Genomic DNA, 13,771 nt, shown 5'->3' on the forward strand with positions numbered 1-13,771 from the left:
GAGCGGCTGGAACATGCCCACAGGCGACCTCATGAAGGGCAAGAAGGGCCTGATCATGGGGGTGGCCAATTCCAACTCCATCGCGTGGGGCATCGCCTCGCAGCTAGCCGCCCAGGGCGCCGAGCTGGCCTTCACCTATCTGGGCGAGGGGCTGGAGCGCCGGGTGCGCCCGCTGGCCGAAAGCGTCGGGGCGAAACTGCTGATCCAGGCCGACGTCACTGACGACGCCTCCATGGACGCGGCGTTCGCCGAGCTGGAGAAGGAATTCGGGACCATCGATTTCGTGGTCCACTCGGTGGCCTTCGCCAACAAGGATGAGCTCAAGGGCTCGTTCGTGGACAACACCACCCGCGACAGCTTCCTGCTGGCCATGAACATCTCGGCCTTCAGCTTCGTGGACGTGGCCAGGCGGGCGTCGAAGCTGATGCCCAACGGGGGCTCCATGGTCACCATGACCTATCTGGCTCCGAGCGCGCCATCCCGAACTACAACACCATGGGTGTGGCCAAGGCCGCGCTGGAGGCCGCGACCCGCTACATCGCCCGCGACCTTGGGCCCAAGGGCATCCGCGTCAACGCCATCTCCGCCGGCGCCATGCGCACCCTGTCGCTGGCCGGCATCTCCGGCGGGCGGGGCATGATCGCCCAGGGCCGCGCCATGAGCGCCATGAAGGAGGACACCTCCATGGAGGGCGTGGCCGGTTGTGCGCTGTGGCTGTGCTCGGACCTGGGCCTGTCGACCACCGGCGAGATCATCCATGTGGACGCCGGTTTCCACATGATGGGTCTGGCCGCCGACGAGGAAGGCTGACGCCTTCGGGCGGCCCGCGCCATGTTCACCGCCACGGTCCTGACCATGTTTCCCGAGGCTTTCCCGGGGCCGCTCGGCGTGTCGCTGATCGGCACGGCCTGGCGCGAGCGAAATCTGTGGTCGCTCGAAACAGTGGACATTCGCGACTTTTCGACAGATAAGCGCGGCTTCCTGGACGACACCCCTGCGGGTGGCGGCCCCGGACAGGTTCTCAAGGCGGACGTGGTGGCCAGGGCGCTCGACAGCGTGACAGGGCCGCGGCGGCCGCTTTTGTACATGAGCGCGCGGGGCCGGCCCCTGACCCAGGCGCGTGTGAAGGACTGGGCTGCAGCGGACGGGATCACCGTCCTGTGCGGCCGGTTCGAGGGGGTGGACCAGCGGGTGCTCGACGCCCGGGGGTTCGAGGAGGTCTCGGTCGGAGACGCGGTTCTCGCCGGTGGCGAGGCGGCGGCGATGGTCGTGATCGAGGCGTGCGTAAGACTGATCCCCGGAGTGCTGGGCCAGGCCGAAAGCCTGAGTTCGGAGAGCTTCGAGGACGGGCTTCTGGAACATCCGCAGTACACGCGACCGCGGACGTTCGAGGGGCTCGACATCCCCGAGGTCCTGTTGTCGGGCGACCACGCCAAGGTCGCCAGATGGCGTCAGGAGCAGAGGGAAATCACCACGCGGGAGCGGCGACCGGACCTCTGGGAGCGGCATCTCGCCAAATCACAGCTAAAGGGCGCAAAAGCCCGAGGAGAAGAGACATGAATATCGTTCAGCAGCTCGCTGCCGAAGAAAAAGCCCGCGTCCTCGAAGGTCGCGAGATCCCCGATTTCCGCCCCGGCGACACCCTGCGCGTCAATGTGCGGATCAAGGAAGGCGAGCGCGAGCGCGTCCAGGCTTTCGAGGGCGTGTGCATCGCCCGCGCCGGAACCGGCGTCAACGAGACCTTCACCGTGCGCAAGATCTCCTTCGGCGAAGGCGTGGAGCGCAAGTTCCCGATCCTCTCGCCCAACATCGAATCCATCGAAGTGAAGCGTCGCGGCGTCGTGCGGCGCGCCAAGCTCTATTACCTGCGCGATCGTCGCGGCAAGTCGGCCCGGATCGCCGAGCGCCAGACCGTCCGCAAGGAGAAGGTCGTCGCCGTTCCGGAAACCGGAACCGCCGAGAAGCCCGGCGACGACTCCTGATCCTTCCTGCCCTCGCGGCATGAAGAAGGCCCCGGTCCTCGCGGACCGGGGCCTTTCTCGTTTCAGACGGTGATCAGTTCTTCGCCTGCATGGCGTGCTTGATATCGCGCATCTGGTCGTGGCCTTCACGCACCGAGCCGTAGGCGCGGGTGATGGTCTCACGGGTGGTGGCCGACAGGTCGGTGTCCTCGATGGCCTTTTCGTACCTGGCCTTGATGTGGTCCTCGCCGTTCTCGACCGAGTTCACCACCGCCTGCTCATCCTTGAGGATGGCGTGCTTGACGTCCAGGAAGGCGCGGTGGGCCTTGGCCAGGACCGTGCCGTCGTCCTCGGGCTCTCCGCCCAGCTGACGCACCGTGCCCTGAAGGTCGCCGGCCACCTTCTGGCGCTCGAAGCTGCGCTGTTCGAACAGGGCGCGGAAGCCGGTGTTCTCGGTTTCCTTGGCCGCCTCGCGATAGCCGTCCGCGCTGTCGAGCGTGGTTTCGATGAGGCCGTTCAGGACCTTGATGTCGTGATCGTTCGGGGTGCTCATGGCGTCCTCCGTGAGTGTGGATGGTGAACCTGAACAACCGCCGCCGGGGCGAAATGGTTGCGACCGACCGGAAACGCCGTGCCGGCCGCCCGCCGCCCCTCCCCGTCGATCAGGGCCGTCCGCCGCCGCCCGCGATCCAGGCGTCCACATTGGCTTCCAGCACGTTCAGCGGCACCGCGCCGTCGCCGAGAACCACCGCGTGGAAATCGCGCACGTCGAACTCGTCTCCAAGCGCCGCCTCGGCCCTCTGGCGCAGCTCCATGATCCTGATCTGGCCGATCTTGTAGCTGACCGCCTGACCCGGATTGGTGACGTAGCGCTCCACCTCCTTGACGATGTCCAGCTCCGACAGCAGCGAGTTCTGCTGGAAGTAGGCGATGGCGTCCTCGCGGCTCCAGCGCAGGGCGTGGATGCCGGTGTCGGTCACCAGACGCACCGCCCGCCACAGCTCCAGCGACAGCCGGCCGAAGTCCGAATAGGGATCCTGATAGAACCCCATCTCCCCGCCCAGCCATTCGGAGTACAGGCCCCAACCCTCCGAATAGACGCCGTAACCGCCGAAGCGGCGGAAGCTGGGCACGCCCTCGAGCTCCATGGCCGCCGCGATCTGGAAGTGATGGCCCGGCGCGCCCTCGTGATAGCTGATGCCCTCGATCTGGGGGCGCAGCACCTGGGTCATGTCGGCCAGATTGACATAGTAGATGCCCGGCCGTGATCCGTCGGGCGCGGGGCGGTTGTAGAAGGCCACCGAGGCCGTCGCCTGACGCCATTCCTCCACGGCGCGCACCTCCAGCTCGGCCTCGGGCAGGGTGTGAAAGAAACGCGGGGCGACCTCCATGGCGTTGGCCACGTGCTGGCGCGCCTCGGCCAGATAGGCCTCGCGGCCCTCGGCGGTGTTGGGAAACTGGAACCGCGGGTCGGTCTTGATGAAGGCGAAGAATTCCTGGAGCGAGCCCTCGAAGCCCACGGCGTCCTTGATCACCTCCATCTCGCCCTGGATGCGGGCCACCTCGTCGAGACCGATCTGGTGGATCTGCTGCGGCGTCAGGTCGGTGGTGGTGGAGGCCGCCACCCGCTGGGCGTAATAGGCCTCGCCGTCCGGCAGGCGCCACACGCCCTCATTGCTGTCGGCCTGGGCCTGCAGCGTCTGCAGCGTGCCGATGATCTGCTCATAGCCCCGCAGCCACGGGCCGGTCAGGGCGGCGCGGGCGTCGGCCAGCAGCCGAGCCTTGTCCTCGTCCGACGCGTCCAATGCCGCCACCTTGCGCTGGAAATCGGCCCACACCGGGTTGTCCTCGCCGTCATCGAAAGGCGCGCCGGAGATGACGTTGCGGGCGTCGCCGATGGTGGGTTCGAACACGAAGGCGGGCGAGACGATCCCCATCTCGGCCGCGTTCAGCACGTCGGCGGAGATCTCGTTCATGACCCGCTCGGCCTCGGCCAGACGGGCGATGTAGGCGCGGGCGTCCTCGACCGAATCCACCCGGTGGCTGTTGATCATGAACACCGGCAGCGAGCCGGTGGGATTGCCGTTGGCCGCGAAGGTGAAGCCGTGGTGGCGGAAGGGGAATGCGGCGCGCTGCTGCTCCACCCCATGCTCGAACAGCCGCCAGCTCAGCTGGTTCTGGTGGTTCAGGGCGTCGTAGTCGAACTCGGCCTGCAGGCGCGCCAGATGCCGCTCGGACATCTCCATGCGGCGCACCGCCGCCGCGTCGGTGTAGTCGTTCAGCCGGTCATAGTCGCGCTTGATGCCCAGGGACGTCAGGGTCTGGGGGCTGTCCGCAATCTGCTCCTGGAAGGCCGCCTCGAAGAAGGCCAGGATGCGCTGGTCCTCGGACTGTGCAGGCGCCTCGGCGGCGGCGGGCTGGGCCTGTTGCGCCATGACCGGCGAGGCGGCGGCGAAGGCGGTCACGACGGCGGTGGTGAGCAGAAGACGGCGCATGGCGTTTCCCTGAAAGCCTGATTTTTCTTGTGTGTTCACCGTATGGGCCGGGTCCGGTCGGGGCAAGCGCGCTTGAGGCGCGGCTCCAGCCGGGGGATAGAGGCGCATGACCCAACCCGCCGACATGACCTACGCCCGCTATCTGACCCTCGATCAGGTGCTGGGCGCGCAGAATCCGCTGACCGATCAGCACGACGAGATGCTGTTCGTCATCATCCACCAGGCCAAGGAGCTGTGGCTCAAGCAGATCCTGCACGAGATCGGCTACGCCCAGACCCTGGTCCGGGCCGGCGACCTGACCCCGGCCTACAAGAGCATGGCCCGCGTCTCGCGCATCCAGAGCGTCCTGACCCAGACCTGGGACATCCTGGCCACCATGACCCCGGCGGACTATCTGCGCTTCCGCGATTCCCTGGGCACGTCCTCGGGCTTCCAGAGCGACCAGTTCCGCCGCATCGAGGCCATGCTGGGGCTGAAGGACGCAAGTTTCCTGCGCTTCCACGAGGACCGGCCGCACGCCCACGCGGCGCTGAAGCAGGCCATCGAGTCGCCCAGCCTCTACGACGACGCCCTGGCGCAGCTGGCCAGGGCCGGGTTGTCGATCCCCGACGCCGTGCTGAACCGGGACGTCAGCCAACCCTATGAGCCCCACCCCGAGGTGGAGGCGGCCTGGCTGGAGGTCTACCGCGACACCACGCGCTGGTGGGAGCTGTATCAGCTGGCCGAGAAGCTGGTGGATCTGGACGACGCCCTGATCACCTGGCGGCACAAGCACGTCATCACCGTCGAGCGCATCATCGGTCGGCGCCGCGGCACCGGCGGCACCGAGGGCGTCGCCTACCTGGCCAAGACCCTGGAAAAACGCTGCTTCCCCGAACTCTGGTCCCTGCGCACGAAACTGTAGCGCGCCGGACCGTTGCAGTCTCAGCAACCAAAAGGACTCGCCATGACCCGCCTCTGGATCTCCGCCTCCATGATGGGCGCCCTGCTGCTGGCGGCCTGCGGCGACAGCGAGCCGCGCCCGTCCCAGCCGTCCGTGAACGGCGCGGAAACACCCGCGCCCCCGCCCGAGCAGGCGCTCGCCAGCGCTGGCTGGTCGCTGATCGCGTCGGGCGAGGGCGTGGCCCTGAGGCTTGAGGGGGACAACGATCTGATCGCCGCCGTCGCCTGCATGCGCGACCCGGCCGCCCTGCGCGCGGAAACCGACCGGTTCCAGCCCATCATGAGCGAGGATCGCTTCACCGTCGGCGTGGGCGGCGAAGCCTACGCCCTGGCCGCCGATCTGCAGGCCGATCGCGCAAAGGGCGTGGAGGCTCGGGCGACATTCCGGCCGACCTGCTGGATCGTCTGGCGGCGGGCGGCGAGATCGCCTTCAACTACGGCGCCCAGAACCTGGGCCCCTTCCCCGCCATATCGCCCGCTGACCGGGACGCCTTCGTGGCCGGCTGCCGCGAGGCCGTGGACTGAGGCTCGACCTTCCCCGTCCGACCCCATAGGCTGGACCGCGTTCCAGAGGAGACGCACGGCCATGGTCATGAACAGACGCGCCTTCGGGGCGATGATCGGGGTAACCGGTGTCATGTCCGTTGCGAGCTGCGCGGCCGCCCAGCGCCGACGCACGGGCTCCGTGGTGGAAAGCCCCTGGGGCGTGCTGCCCGACGGACGGCCGGTCAAGGCCTTCGACCTCACCGGCGCGAACGGCATGACCGCCCGGATCATCGAATACGGAGCCATCGTCGTCTCCCTGACCGCACCCGACCGGGACGGCGTCATGGGCGACGTGGTGCTGGGGCTGGACACCCTCGAGGACTACATCGACCGCAACCGCAATTTCGGCACCATCGTCGGCCGCTACGCCGGGCGCATCGCGGGCGGGCGGTTCGAGCTGGACGGCCGGACGATCCAGCTGGACACCGGCGGCGGCGCCCATTCCTCCCACGGCGGTCCGGACGGGTTCGCCAAAAGGCTATGGCGGGGCCAGGCGATCCATGACGATCTGGGCCCGGGCGTGCGCCTGACCCTTGTCAGCCCTGACGGCGATCAGGGCTTTCCCGGCGAGCTGACCACCGAGGTGATCTATCGCCTGACGCCGGGCGGCGCCCTGCGCATCGACATGACCGCCACGACCACCCGTCCCACGGTCATCAACCTGACCCATCACGGCTATTTCAACCTGACCGGCGACGGGGGGCGCCCGATCCTTGACCACGAGCTGATGATGGCCGCCGACGCCTTCACCCCCTTCGATGCGAACAAGGTGGTGACCGGCGAGATCCGGCCCGTGGCGGGCACGCCCTTCGACTTCCGTGAGGCCAAACCCATCGGCCGCCACATCGACGCCGATGAAGAACAGATTCGCATCGGAAACGGCTACGACCACAATTTCGTGGTGCGGGGCGCGCCGGGCGATTTCCGGCTGGCGTCGTGGTCGCGCGATCCGTCCAGCGGCCGGGTCATGGAACTGCACACCACCGCGCCGGGGGTTCAGCTGTACACCGCCAACGCCATCCGCGACTGGCCGGCCAAGGGCGGGGTCGTCTATCAGCCGCGCACGGGCTTCTGCCTCGAGCCCCAGCACTATCAGGACAGCCCCAACCGGCCGGAGTTCCCCTCCACCGCCCTGCGTCCGGGGGAAACCTATCGCCAGCATCACGAATACCGCTTCAGCGTTCAGGACTGACGGGCCTTGCATGACGGGACCATTGGTTCTTTAAGCGCGGCCATCTCCCCGACTGCCTGGAACTCCCGTCATGTCCGCTAATCACGCGCCCAAGAAAGTCGTCCTCGCCTATTCCGGCGGCCTGGACACCTCCATCATCCTGAAGTGGCTGCAGACCGAATACGGCGCGGAGGTCATCACCTTCACCGCCGATCTGGGCCAGGGCGAGGAGCTGGCCCCGGCGCGCGAGAAGGCGCTGAAGATGGGCATCAAGCCCGAGAACATCTTCATCGACGACCTGCGCGAGGAGTTCGTGCGGGACTACGTCTTCCCCATGTTCCGGGCCAACACGGTCTATGAGGGCCAGTACCTGCTGGGCACCTCCATCGCCCGGCCGCTGATCGCCAAGCGCCAGATCGAGATCGCCCGCCAGATGGGCGCCGACGCCGTCTGTCACGGCGCCACCGGCAAGGGCAACGACCAGGTCCGCTTCGAGCTGGGCTACTACGCCCTGGAGCCCGACATCCGCGTCATCGCGCCCTGGCGCGAGTGGGAATTCAAGTCCCGCGAGGCCCTGCTGGAGTTCGCCGAGAAGCATCAGATCCCCATCGCCAAGGACAAACGCGGCGAGGCCCCCTTCAGCGTCGACGCCAACCTTCTGCACTCCTCCTCCGAGGGCAAGGTGCTGGAGGATCCGGCCGTGGAGGCGCCCGAGTTCGTGCACCAGCGCACCCTGTCGCCCGAGGACGCGCCGGACACCCCCACCGTCATCACCATCGGCTTCGAGAAGGGCGACGCGGTCTCCATCAACGGCGAGGCCATGAGCCCGGCGACCCTGCTGACCGCCCTGAACCAGTATGGTCATGACAACGGCATCGGACGGCTGGATCTGGTGGAGAACCGCTTCGTCGGCATGAAGTCGCGCGGGGTCTATGAGACGCCGGGCGGCGCCATCCTGCTGGCCGCCCACCGGGGCATCGAGTCCATCACCCTGGACGGCGGCGCCATGCACCTGAAGGACGAACTGGCGGTCAAATACGCCCACCTGATCTACAACGGCTTCTGGTTCTCGCCCGAGCGCGAGATGCTGCAGGCCGCCATCGACCACAGCCAGACCAAGGTGTCCGGCACGGTGCGGGTCAAGCTGTACAAGGGCAACGCCACCGTCATCGGCCGCGAGAGCCCCAACAGCCTGTACGATCAGGAGCTGGTCACCTTCGAGGACGGCGCCGTGGCCTACGACCAGAAGGACGCGGCCGGGTTCATCAAGCTGAACGCCCTGCGGCTGCGGGTGCTGGCCAAGCGCGATAACCGCGACCGGGGCTGAGCGGTCTTGGAGCAGGGCGGTCGGTAGGGCATTCTGGCCGCCGCCCTCGCTCACGGAGTTGTCGCCATGCTGATCCGCACTGTTCTGGCCGCCACGGCCGCCTTCGCCCTGACCGGCGCCGCTCAGGCCCAGGACGCGGCCCCGCAAACCGCGCCCGAGACCCCCGCCGCCGCGCCCATGGACGAGGCCGCCTTCGAGGCGCGTGCGGAGCGGTTCGAGCAGCAGGTGGACCAGATGACCCGCGAACTGGAAGCCGCCGGGCAGGCGGGCGGCGGCGACCGCGACGTCACCATGGCGTCGGTGAATGAGATTCTCGCCCGCTATCAGCCCGAGTTCGACGGTTTCGCCCGCGATTTCGAGACGTTTTTCAACGCGCAGATCGCCGCTTCCAGCGATGAACAGGCACGCGCCGAACTGACCACCGCGCGCGACACCGCCATCCCGGTGATCCTCGCCATCCCCGACCAGATCCGGGCAGGGGCGGAGGCCCAGCTCGCCGCCGCGGCGGACGCGGCGACGGCTCCGGCGACGGATACGCCCGAGGCGGAGTAGGGCCCGCCGACCTTAACGCGTTGTCACTTGCCCGAAGGCGGTTTCGCGCGAATTGTGGGGCGGTCGGACAGGGAGACCGCCATGCGCCTCATCGCCATCGCCGCAGCCGCCACGATCATCGCCGCCCCCGCCTTGGCCCAGGACGGCGAAACCCGCTCCATGGCGGGCGTGATCCCCGGCTATGAGCCCAGCGCCTTCGAGCAGGATCTGGGCGGCATGGAATCCCGCATGGCCGCCTTCGGCGCCAAGGTCGAGGCGCTGGACGAGGATCAGACCCTGACAGAGGCCGAGCGCGAAACCCGCATGGCCGCGCTCTGGACCGAATACGGGCCGGACCTCATGGCCTTCACGGCGTCGGCCGCCGAGATGGGGCTGAACACGGCCGGAACCATGATGCAGACCATGAACCTCGGCGCCATGATCGAGGCCGCCCTGTCCCAGGCCGACATCGCCGGCGCCATGGCGTCCGTCGATGTTCAGGCCGCCCTGGCCGAAGCCTTCGCCGAGATCGCGGCGGCCCACGGCGCCGCGACCGCCGAAGCGCCCGCCGATGCCGGCCACGACCATCCCTGATCACGCTTGACGGCTGATCCGGGCCCGCGCAAACGGCGCCCATGAGCGCCCTGCCCGTCGATCCGCATCTTTACCTGACCTTTCTGGCGGTCATGGCGGTCATGGCCATGACGCCCGGCCCAGCCAATATCTTCGCTGTGGCCACCGGCATGCAGAAAGGCCGCGCGGCGGTGCTGATGGCCGTGGCGGGCATGAATGCGGCCACCCTGGTCTGGTTCTCCGCCGCCGCCCTGGGCCTGGGGGCCCTGGTCAAGGCGTTTCCCGAGGCGTTCCGGGTGCTGGCGGTGGGCGGGGCGCTGTATGTGGCATGGCTTGGCGCCCAGGCGATCCGGGGCGCCTTCCGCACCGCCGCCGAGCCGTCGGAGATCCCGGTCCGGAAAGGCCGCAGCGCCTTCGTCGACGGCTTCACTGTCCAGATCGCCAATCCCAAGGCCATCCTGTTCTTCACCGCCGTCCTGCCGCCGTTCCTGGACGTGAACCGGTCCGCCGCGCCCCAGCTGGCCCTGTTCGCCTGCGCCACCATCGGCATGGACGTGATCACCATGACGGCATACGGAATGGGCGGGGCGGCCTTGAAAGCGCGCATGACCGACCCCAGATTTCAGCGTAAGTTCGGCATCGCCGTCGGCGGCCTGCTGCTCCTGGCCTCGGTTCTTATTCTTGTGAGATTATAAGGACTTCTGGTCAGGCGGAACGGAGCTGTTCATCCACCGTTCAGTGAGCGGCGGACATAATCGGCCCAAGAGGAGAGAGTTTCATGAAACGCGTTATCCTGGCTTCGGTCGCCGCCCTGGCCCTTACGGCCTGCGCCACCGCGACCCCCTATCAGGCCGCCAGTCCGCAGGCGCGCGGCGGCTATTCCGAAATGCAGATCGAACAGAACCGCTTCCGGGTCGGTTTCGCGGGCAATTCGGTGACGTCGCGCGATACGGTCGAGATGTACCTGCTGTACCGCGCCGCCGAGCTGACGGCCCAGAGCGGCTATGACTGGTTCCAGACCGTGGACCGCGCCACCGATCGCGACACCCGCTATGTGGGCACGCCCGATCCGTTCTACAGCTCGCGCTACGGCCCCTACTGGGGTCCGTCGTGGCGCTTCTATCGCGGCGGCTTCTGGGGCCCCTGGGGTGACCCGTGGGGACGCGATCTCGACGTGCGCGAGGTCACCCGTTTCGAGGCCAGCACGGAGATCTTGATGGGCCGCGGCGCCAAGCCGAACGACCCCAACGCCTTCGACGCCCGCGAGGTCATGCAGAACATCGGGCCGCGCGTCGTGCGGCCGTCCATGAACTGACCGGTCTCGGTCTCAGAACAATCTGAGCGACTTCATCCGCCGCTTGTTGACATGGTCAGCAGGCGGCGGTGTCGTTTCGTCCGCATACTCGCCCTTGAAATAGAACCGCTGCCAGGCCTCCTTGGCCGCGTCCGGGTCGCCCGAGGCGAGGCGGTTGTTGAAGCTGGTGCGCTCCCGGTTCCAGGCGTCGAACTGGCCCTTCATGGCGGGGTTGGCGTCCAGGGTCTTCATGACCGGCTGGAACTGCTCCATCTTCTTGTGCTCGACGATGGTGATGAAGCAGAACGGCTCGCCCTTGGCGAATTTCACCCGTCCGGGCCGCGTGAATATCCAGTTCATGGTGAAGGGGAACGGCAGCCAGTCGGTCTCGATCAGGCCGGTCAGGGCCTGGATGCCGTCCTTGACGTGATTGGGCGCGCCCGAGGCCACCACCGCCCAGCCCGGCGGCGTGCGGAACAGATAGTTGGGGTGCATGGTCACCACCCCGCGCGAGAAGTGCGACTGCACGAAATGGGCGAAGTCGGGATGCGGCCGGTCCGGCGTGAGGGTGATGTCGGCCTGCGACGGCCCGCCGTTCCACTCGGCGGTGAAGCCCATGGGGCACAGGATCTCCCACCCGGTGGTGTTGGCCATGCTCAGCGGCAGGCACCGATATGGGTGGCGCGAGGCGAAGGCGTCCATCCAGTCCCGCGACGCGCGCCCCGGCACGATCTCGGGCGGGCGCGGCGTCATGGGGTAGCATTCCAGTTCCAAGGCGGGGCTCCAGCGGTCTAATCTGAACGTTGCGCGACCCTATCCCCGCCGCACCCGACGCCTCAAGCTTCCAATGGCCCCATGACCGATCCCGCCCCGCCCGCCTTCGACCACGACCGCCTCGAGGCCTGGTTCGCTGAACAGGGGCTGGCTGCGACGACCCACGACCATCCGCCGGTCTTCCGGGTCGAGGAGGGGCTGGAGATCAAGGCGGTCATGCCCGGCGCCCACACCAAGAACCTGTTCCTCAAGGACAAGAAGCAGCGCCTGTGGCTGATCTCGGCCCGTCAGGACACGGTCATCGACCTGAAGGCCGCCCACCGCCTGATCGGCGCGGACCGCCTGTCCTTCGGCAATGAGACGCTGCTGATGCAGACCCTCGGCGTGCGGCCCGGCTCGGTCACCGCCTTCGGCCTGATCAATGACACCGACCGCCGCGTGACCTTCGTCCTCGACCATCGCCTGGCCGAGGCGGACCTCGTCAATTTCCACCCCCTGACCAACACCGCCACCACCGCCATGGCCCAGGCCGACTTCCGCCGCTTCCTGACCCTGGTCGAACATGACCCCCTGATCGTGGATTTCAGCGCGTCTGCCTGATTGCACTTCACGCCGGGCGCGACCATCTGGGCTTCAACGCGTTAGACTGCCCGACCACACTTGCCGGAAACGAGACTTATGACCTTCGCCGACCCTCTCGCCGCCAACACCCCCGACCCCGTCAAGGACGGCTCGGACGCCGAATTCATGACCGATGTGGTCGAGGCGTCGAAGGTCCAGCCGGTCATCGTCGATTTCTGGGCGCCCTGGTGCGGACCGTGCCGGACCCTGACGCCCGCCATCGAAAAGGCCGTACGCGCCGCCAAGGGCAAGGTGAAGCTGGTCAAGATCGACGTGGACGCCAACCCCGCCTTCGCCGGCCAGCTGCGCGTCCAGTCCATCCCCACGGTCTACGCCTTCAAGGACGGCCAGCCGGTCGACGGCTTCCAGGGCGCCATCCCCGAAAGCCAGATCACCGCCTTCATCGAGCGCCTTACCGGCGAATCCTCCGGCCCCTCTGACCTGGATCAGATCCTGGCCATGGGCGAGGAATCGCTGTCGCTGAACGATCTGGGCGGCGCTGCCCAGGCCTTCGCCCAGGCGCTGCAGCTGGATCCGAAGAACGAAAAGGCCATCGCCGGCATGGCCCGGGTCTATCTGGCTGACGGCGACGCCGATCAGGCCCGCCAGACCATCGCCATGGCCCCCGATCCGTCGAAGGAGCCGCTGGTCAACAGCGTGCGGGCCCAGCTGTCCCTGAGCGCCGGCGCCCCCGTCGCCCTGACGTCCGAGCAGGAAGCGAAGGTGGCCGCCGATCCCGGCGACCATCAGGCCCGCTTCGATCTCGCCCTGGCCCTGGCCGCAGCCGGACAGCTCGAGCCGGCGGTGGATCACCTGCTCAAGATCGTCGCCGCCGACCGGGACTGGAACGAGCAGGCGGCGCGCAAGCAACTGCTGACCATCTTCGAGGCCGCCGGCCCCAACGCCGAGATCGCCCGCGACGGCCGGCGGCGCCTGTCCTCCATCCTGTTCGCCTGATCCGATGGCCCACAGCTACATCAGGGCCTCGGACCTGCCCCAGGTGATCCCCGTCTTTCCGCTGGCGGGCGCCATCGTCCTGCCGCGCGGCCAGCTGCCCCTGAACATCTTCGAGCCGCGCTATCTGAACATGATCGACGACGCCATGGCCGGCGACCGCATCGTGGGCATGATCCAGCCCTCGGGCGGCCCCGAGGCCCTGCCGGCCCTGTCCCCCGTCGCTGCGCCGGGCGCATCACCAGCTTCGCCGAGACCTCGGACGGCCGCTATCTGGTCACCCTGACCGGGGTCGCCCGGTTCCGGATTCTGGCCGAACTGCCGGCCCAATCCCCCTATCGCCAGACCCGCGTGGACTTCGAGCCCTTCGCTCTGGACCTGAAGGCGCCGGACGAGGACGACGCCTTCGACCGCAGCGACCTGCTCGCCGCGCTTCAGGGTTATCTGAACCCGCGCGGGCTGGACATCGACTGGGACGCCGCGCGCGACGCCCCGCCCGAGGCCCTGGTCAACAGCCTGTCCATGGCCCTGCCGTTCGAACCGGCCGAGAAGCAGGCCCTGATCGAGGCCCTGACCCTGTAC

The 13,771-nt window shown here is 67.9% G+C and carries 14 protein-coding genes and 2 pseudogenes; 13 read left to right on the top strand and 3 right to left on the bottom strand.

Going from position 1 to position 13,771, the window contains the following annotated elements:
- The first annotated feature begins 13 nt into the window (after positions 1–13).
- The 3 genes and pseudogenes from MBEBAB_RS07330 (at position 14) to rplS (ending at position 1,982) form a co-directional block, all read left to right on the top strand.
- Positions 14–810, top strand: a pseudogene (locus MBEBAB_RS07330) (enoyl-ACP reductase FabI).
- A gap of 21 nt (positions 811–831) precedes the next feature.
- Entirely contained in the window at positions 832–1,560 is a 729-nt protein-coding gene (gene trmD, locus MBEBAB_RS07335; protein WP_021697321.1) for a tRNA (guanosine(37)-N1)-methyltransferase TrmD, read from the top strand.
- On the top strand, positions 1,557–1,982 hold the full coding sequence (gene rplS, locus MBEBAB_RS07340; RefSeq protein WP_021697322.1) for a 50S ribosomal protein L19: 426 nt from the start codon (positions 1,557–1,559) through the stop codon (positions 1,980–1,982). Before trmD ends, rplS begins: the two co-directional genes overlap by 4 nt.
- 73 nt (positions 1,983–2,055) lie before the next feature.
- Here rplS and MBEBAB_RS07345 read toward each other — a convergent pair whose 3' ends face one another.
- Together MBEBAB_RS07345 and MBEBAB_RS07350 are read right to left on the bottom strand one after the other, a co-directional pair.
- Positions 2,056–2,514: a PA2169 family four-helix-bundle protein gene (locus MBEBAB_RS07345; protein WP_021697323.1), complete on the bottom strand. Its 459-nt coding sequence runs from the start codon at positions 2,512–2,514 to the stop codon at positions 2,056–2,058.
- 109 nt (positions 2,515–2,623) lie between these two features.
- Complete coding sequence (locus MBEBAB_RS07350; RefSeq protein WP_045319016.1) at positions 2,624–4,456, bottom strand: DUF885 domain-containing protein; 1,833 nt, start codon at positions 4,454–4,456, stop codon at positions 2,624–2,626.
- A gap of 106 nt (positions 4,457–4,562) precedes the next feature.
- Between MBEBAB_RS07350 and MBEBAB_RS07355 the strand changes: the two genes are divergently transcribed.
- The 7 genes from MBEBAB_RS07355 (at position 4,563) to MBEBAB_RS07390 (ending at position 10,861) form a co-directional block, all read left to right on the top strand.
- On the top strand, positions 4,563–5,360 hold the full coding sequence (locus MBEBAB_RS07355) for a tryptophan 2,3-dioxygenase (RefSeq protein ID WP_021697325.1): 798 nt from the start codon (positions 4,563–4,565) through the stop codon (positions 5,358–5,360).
- Between the two features lie 42 nt (positions 5,361–5,402).
- Entirely contained in the window at positions 5,403–7,136 is a 1,734-nt protein-coding gene (locus tag MBEBAB_RS07365; RefSeq protein WP_021697326.1) for an aldose epimerase family protein, read from the top strand.
- A 70-nt stretch (positions 7,137–7,206) separates the two neighbouring features.
- Entirely contained in the window at positions 7,207–8,442 is a 1,236-nt protein-coding gene (locus tag MBEBAB_RS07370; RefSeq protein WP_021697327.1) for an argininosuccinate synthase, read from the top strand.
- 66 nt (positions 8,443–8,508) lie between these two features.
- Positions 8,509–8,994 carry a hypothetical protein gene (locus MBEBAB_RS07375; RefSeq protein ID WP_021697328.1) on the top strand — a complete coding sequence of 162 codons (486 nt, stop codon included), beginning with the start codon at positions 8,509–8,511 and terminating at the stop codon, positions 8,992–8,994.
- A gap of 81 nt (positions 8,995–9,075) precedes the next feature.
- Positions 9,076–9,567 (top strand): hypothetical protein, encoded by a 492-nt coding sequence (locus MBEBAB_RS07380; RefSeq protein WP_021697329.1) that lies wholly within the window; start codon positions 9,076–9,078, stop codon positions 9,565–9,567.
- Between the two features lie 41 nt (positions 9,568–9,608).
- Positions 9,609–10,241, top strand: a complete 633-nt coding sequence (locus tag MBEBAB_RS07385; RefSeq protein ID WP_021697330.1) for a LysE family translocator — start codon at positions 9,609–9,611, stop codon at positions 10,239–10,241.
- An 83-nt stretch (positions 10,242–10,324) separates the two neighbouring features.
- Positions 10,325–10,861: a CC0125/CC1285 family lipoprotein gene (locus tag MBEBAB_RS07390; RefSeq protein WP_021697331.1), complete on the top strand. Its 537-nt coding sequence runs from the start codon at positions 10,325–10,327 to the stop codon at positions 10,859–10,861.
- Positions 10,862–10,873: 12 nt separating this feature from the next.
- On the opposite strand, the gene MBEBAB_RS07395 is transcribed toward MBEBAB_RS07390, so the two are convergent.
- Entirely contained in the window at positions 10,874–11,614 is a 741-nt protein-coding gene (locus tag MBEBAB_RS07395; RefSeq protein WP_021697332.1) for a DUF6065 family protein, read from the bottom strand.
- Between the two features lie 81 nt (positions 11,615–11,695).
- On the opposite strand from MBEBAB_RS07395, the gene MBEBAB_RS07400 reads away from it, so the two are divergent.
- The 3 genes and pseudogenes from MBEBAB_RS07400 to MBEBAB_RS07410 all read left to right on the top strand — a co-directional run.
- Positions 11,696–12,214 (top strand): prolyl-tRNA synthetase associated domain-containing protein, encoded by a 519-nt coding sequence (locus tag MBEBAB_RS07400; RefSeq protein ID WP_021697333.1) that lies wholly within the window; start codon positions 11,696–11,698, stop codon positions 12,212–12,214.
- A 78-nt stretch (positions 12,215–12,292) separates the two neighbouring features.
- Positions 12,293–13,192 carry a thioredoxin gene (gene trxA / locus MBEBAB_RS07405; protein WP_021697334.1) on the top strand — a complete coding sequence of 300 codons (900 nt, stop codon included), beginning with the start codon at positions 12,293–12,295 and terminating at the stop codon, positions 13,190–13,192.
- A 4-nt stretch (positions 13,193–13,196) separates the two neighbouring features.
- Positions 13,197–13,771: pseudogene (locus MBEBAB_RS07410) on the top strand (LON peptidase substrate-binding domain-containing protein); the annotation flags it as partial.

Origin of the sequence: Brevundimonas abyssalis TAR-001 (assembly GCF_000466985.1) — a bacterium.
Taxonomy (GTDB): domain Bacteria; phylum Pseudomonadota; class Alphaproteobacteria; order Caulobacterales; family Caulobacteraceae; genus Brevundimonas; species Brevundimonas abyssalis.